The following is a 5,027-nucleotide window of genomic DNA, read 5'->3' on the forward strand; positions in this document are numbered from 1 at the left end:
ATTTTAGCGAGGACCGAGGTTAGATCGAGCGTCCGCTGGATCTGACCGCCGATTTTGGGAATGAGCTGATAGCTCTTCAGGCTCGGCAAACCGTCAAGATGCTTGAGAATCGGCAGCTCGCCCAAGATGCCATCCACCGTGGACGGCAGATAGACGACCATCGCGTGTTTCTGCATCGCATAGGAAGAGCCGACGAGGCGCTCGAACATCGCGCCTTCGGTCACGGCATCGACGATCAATTCTGCCTGATCGTGGCCAGTGCCGTGGGCGATTGTCGTGGTCGAATCGAGCGGCCCCATCGCGCGCGCAGCGATTTCGATCAGTGCCGGGCCTTGCGAAGTCATCCGAATTTCGGCATGCCCGCCGCCATTGCGGATTTCCAGCGCATCGAGCACGCCGATGATATAGCGCGAGAGTTGGTCTTGCACGTCACCCTGCGGCGGCAAGAGCCGATAGAAATCGTAGATCAGCGGCGAGCCGTTCAAGGAGCGTTTGCGCGACTCCAGAATGTCGCAAATATAATGGCGACCGTCGCGGCTGACGGTATTGACCACATATTCCAGCCCATCGAGATAGGATTGCACCAGCGCCCTAGTATTCTGCAAACCGCAGAGATTGCGCGAATGGACAATGCGCTGAAACCCGTCGCGCACGTCGGCCTCGGAATGGCAAACGTGGACATTATCGGTGGAGGCGCTATCGAGCGGCTTGATGACGATTGGCCAGCGCCCATGCGCCTGCGCCCAATCGCCCGCCTCGTCTTCCGTCGTCACCAGCTTTTGCCGGGCAGCGTGAAGACCGGCGCCGGTAATGCGCTCGATCATATCGAATTTATTGCGGCGAATGCGCGTCGTCGCCGGATCATTGCCGCGCACCCCAAGACGCGCGCCCAGAGCATCGGCCAGTTCAACCGCCGATTCATTGCCCGGCAAAACGCAGCGAATATCATAGCCTGCCAATTGCGCCATCAGCGCGTCAAGGTCGCCCGTGTGAGCAATCAGCGCCTCGAAGTCGGTCCCGCGATAAGTTCTCAGCAAGGAATCGACAAGATTTGGGCCGCTCTGAACAGCAATGCAGCGGAATCCCCGGCTGCGTAAGTAACCTGCAAATAAGACACCCGTCGAATACGGATCAACAATGAGGGCGCAGGGGGTGGACATAGGGGATTCTCCTCTTCAGCCGCAGCGGAATCGGCCATACTATAGAGTGTAACCCTATACCATCGTATGTCAAAAGTAGCAATAATGATAATAAATGGTTAATAATCGGTTCGATAATTACGCTGTCGGCGCCCCATAGGCCAGGAACGACGCGCCATCCTGCGTGACTTGCTTGAACCCCATCAGCCCCTCGGCCAGCGCCGCCCGGTGTCCTTCGACATCGCGCAACAGCACCAGCCGCTCGGCTTCGGCCAGCTTGAGCGGCGCTTGACGCAGATCGCGCACGAACAAAAACCGCAGCTTATCGCCATGCATCACCAGCAACTGCCCGACGAGCATGCCGCAGCCCAGCATATTGCGCCAACTGGTTGGGTTGGTCAGTGCCACGCGGGCAGTGAGAATCGGCCGCCCCGCACCAATGGCCATCAGGGTTCGATAGTTGAACAGGCGGCGCTGCAAGCCAAACCCGCGAAAGCGCCCGTCGACCATCGAGCTTGCAATATGGGCCACCTCATCGAGGTTGGCGGGTGGCACCGGCAGATCGGTCGCGAAATTGGGCATGCCGGGTTTCGGCAGCCCCAGAACCGTCACCGCCGCCAAGTGACTATCGATGAACAATCCAAAGGTAAAGCCGCGCTCCCCCTCCAAGTGCCAATCGACGAACTCGGGGACTTCCGGCACATACATGTCGGGGTCGGGCAGCTCCGCGAAAACCCTCTCGCGAAAGGCGATAATCGCGGCACGATCCTCTTGGCCCAAACGGCGAAACTGAAACGGTAGGCCACGCTCCGGTTCGCCGGGCGCGACCAGAACGCCGCTATCCAACCATTGTGCGCAAGAAACCAGCATATCCCGTTTCCAATCAGCCGATCACGCCCCCTTACGAGGTGATGACTTCGGCGATATTGAGCAGGCGCATCGGCGGATAGAGATCCAGCTTTTGCGCCACTGGAATGCGGATGATGAAGGAGAAACGCTTCAAGGTTTCGACCGGCACCGCCTGCGCGGGCTTGCCGCCAACGAGAATTTCGCTGGCTTTATAGCCGGCGAAACGACCGACGTTATACGCGCGGCTCACCAGCCCCATCAGCATCTCGGACTGGCGCACCGGCAGTTCGGTTGCGCAGAAAGTGGGGATTTTCAGGCCCAACGCGGTATCGGCCACGATTTTGCTGTTGTTGGAACCAACGAGGGTGTCCGGACCAATATAGATGAAATCCGCCCCTTCCTTCGCCGCCGCCTGAACCAGATCGGGGATCGCCGCCGCGATGGGCTTTTTCTCCGCATCCATCGGAACGGGCTTGTCCAGCATCTGAAACCCGAGCGGTTGCTGCAAGGTGCGCAGCTCGTCCGCTGTGACCACCATATTGCTTTCCGCCGGATTATAGATGATCGCGAGCTTCTTCACCGGCTTCATCAGGCTGATCGTGCGAACCTGCGTGTCGAGCGGTGCGATGTGGCGCGTGCCCGTGCAGTTACGGCCCGGCGCTTCCAAGGATGGCACCACTTTAGAGGCGACCGGGTTCGTCACCGAGCTAAACACGACCGGAATATCGAGAATGAACTTGCTCTTATCCGCCGCGTCATGGGCTCCCAGAACCGCCTGCGTGATCGGCGTGAAGATCGTGAAGATCAAATCCGGGCGCGTCTGGCGCAAGGCCTCGATATGCCCCGCCATGTCGGCCATATTGGTGACGACGCGCATGTCGTATTCGACCTTGATGCGCGCGTTGGCGAAGAAGTCCTTAAAGCCCGCAACGTCGCCGATATTCTCACGGGGCGTGATAATGGCGATGCGGAACGTCTTGCCGTTGGCGGCCTGCCCAAGAGCCGGGGCTGCCAGACCAGTCGAAAGACCGGCAGAGGCAATCCCCGCTCCGGCGAGAAAATGACGACGGGAGAAACTCACCATTTTAAGCACGTCCTTCTTGCACGGGGGCTTTCGGCTCCCGGAAGGCCACAAACAAGATAATACAGATGGCAGTACAGGCCGCGAGGATATAGCCGATGCCGCTAATCGCGCCCGCATATCCATAGCGCGCCAGCAATAGCCCGGCCACGAAAGGCGCGATTACATTGCCGATGCGCTCCATCAGACGGAACATCGCCAGCACGGTGGTTTCGCTCAACTGTTTCGTCGTCTGACCGTGGGAGAGCGTCGTTACCAGCGCGAGTTGCGGCGTCATCACGAGACCGTGGGCAATGCCGAGCACGGTAAGCCCAATGACCATCGACCAAATCGACGTATTCAGCACCGCAACGACGCCCGCAATCGCCGCCAACACGCCGCCCGCGACAACGAAAATCTTTCGATTTCCCAGACGGTCCGACAGATTGCTGGCGACCGGCGATACGAAGATCATCGCAAGCCAATACAGCAGCAGCACGCGCCCGATCATCGACTGGCTAATGCCCTGCTCATTCAGATAGAGCGGCACCAGGAAGAAGACCAGCGCGGTAAGCGCCAGCTTGGTTGGAATGGCCGAAAACAGCACCACGCCCATAAAGCGCGGATTGGCAACGAACAGCCCAAGGCTCGCCAAGCTGAACCGCTCGGACTGCGCGTGGATCGGACGTTCCTGAATGGCGCGATAGACCATCACCGCCGCCGCCACTGCCAGCAAGGCCGACAGCAGGAACGTGGTCCGGAAACCGATCTGATCGGCCAAAATACCGCCGATGGCCGGCCCGCACACCCCTGCCGTTAGAATGCCGCCCGCATAGCCCGCCATCCCCTGCGCCCGGGTTTCGCGCGTCGTATTATCGATGACGAAGCCCTGCGCCGAAATGAACACCATCGCGTAACCGATGGCGGTGATCGAGCGGGCGACGAGCAGATGGATCAATGTGCCCGATAGGCCCGAGGCCGCAAGACCGATGGCCGCACAGGCCGCCCCGATCAAAAAGATCTTCCGACGCCCGAATTTCTCGGAATAAACCCCGGCAAAAGGCTGCGCCACCGCCCACAGCAGCATGAACAGCGCAATCGGCGCGCCGATCACCACTTCCATAGCAAGACCGGGAACCGGATCGAACAATTCCTTAATATAGACCGACAGAAACGTGCGCGTCAGCTCTTCGGCCAAGCTGAAGACGAAAACGGCAATGCGGATCAGCGCCGTGCCCTGCTGGCCGCTACTGACGATCGAGGCGGGTTTCGGCGGAAACGCATATTCGAATTTTTCGAGCGTGCCCGAAACGCGGGTGCGCGCCTCGGCGCCCCATCCCGTTACCGCCTGGGCAAGCGCCTCATACTGCTGCCGAAGCCCGACGACAGCGTCGTCAAGACGCATAGAAATACGGCCCAACTCGTCACGCGCTTTGGGGGCGATCGGTCGCCCGAAATAACCCGACGCCAACCGCGCCGCCAATTCGTGAATATCGCGAATCGGACGCAGAATGGAAGCGTTGACGAAGTAGAGCAGAATTTCGAAGGTAAAGAGCGCCGACACCAGCAGGATGATCGCAAGATCGTAATAGACTTCCTGCAACTGGCTGCTGATGTAATCCGCGCGCGCGCCGACGTGCAAGACACCGACAATGCCGGCTTTTGTTTCAATCGGCAGCGATTTCGTCAGGAAAACCGTCCCCAAACGCCCCGGCGTCATCGCCTTGGCTTGCAGGGTCTCGCGGGTCAAGGGGGCGAGATTGGCCTCGAACTGGGTCGGCAGCGTGCCGCGTAGATGCAGGCGCTTGCCGTTCAGATCCGTGACGGTAATGAAGCCAATGTCTTTATTCCGGTCGAGGATATCGTCGAAAAGCTCATCGGTTCCGGCAAGTTTCTCGACGGGAATGCCCCAGGCCACCGCCTGATCCAACTGCGCCAGAACATAGGTGCCGACCTTTTCGGCTTCTTTTCCAGCTCCG

The 5,027-nt window shown here is 59.5% G+C and carries 4 protein-coding genes; all 4 read right to left on the reverse strand.

Going from position 1 to position 5,027, the window contains the following annotated elements; all coding sequences use genetic code 11:
• On the reverse strand, positions 1-1,160 hold a 1,160-nt coding region (locus VZ95_RS02675; RefSeq protein ID WP_052711426.1), incomplete at its 3' end, for an ATP-grasp domain-containing protein.
• 117 nt (positions 1,161-1,277) lie between these two features.
• A complete protein-coding gene (locus tag VZ95_RS21460; RefSeq protein WP_052711427.1) occupies positions 1,278-2,009 on the reverse strand; it encodes a hypothetical protein in 732 nt (243 codons plus the stop codon).
• Between the two features lie 31 nt (positions 2,010-2,040).
• The gene (locus tag VZ95_RS02685) at positions 2,041-3,072 is read right to left on the reverse strand and encodes an ABC transporter substrate-binding protein (RefSeq protein WP_045774503.1); all 1,032 of its coding nucleotides are present in this window, start codon (positions 3,070-3,072) and stop codon (positions 2,041-2,043) included.
• Between the two features lies 1 nt (position 3,073).
• Positions 3,074-5,027 (reverse strand): MFS transporter (locus tag VZ95_RS02690; RefSeq protein WP_045774504.1); only part of this gene is annotated, 1,954 nt, incomplete at its 5' end.

Source organism: Elstera litoralis (genome assembly GCF_000963705.1).
Taxonomy (GTDB): Bacteria; Pseudomonadota; Alphaproteobacteria; order Elsterales; family Elsteraceae; genus Elstera; species Elstera litoralis.

Coding starts and splice junctions, on each gene's coding strand:
- VZ95_RS21460 (WP_052711427.1), bottom strand. CDS start 2,009: ATGCTGGTTTCTTGCGCACAATGGTTGGATAGCGGCGTTCTGGTCGCG.
- VZ95_RS02685 (WP_045774503.1), bottom strand. CDS start 3,072: ATGGTGAGTTTCTCCCGTCGTCATTTTCTCGCCGGAGCGGGGATTGCC.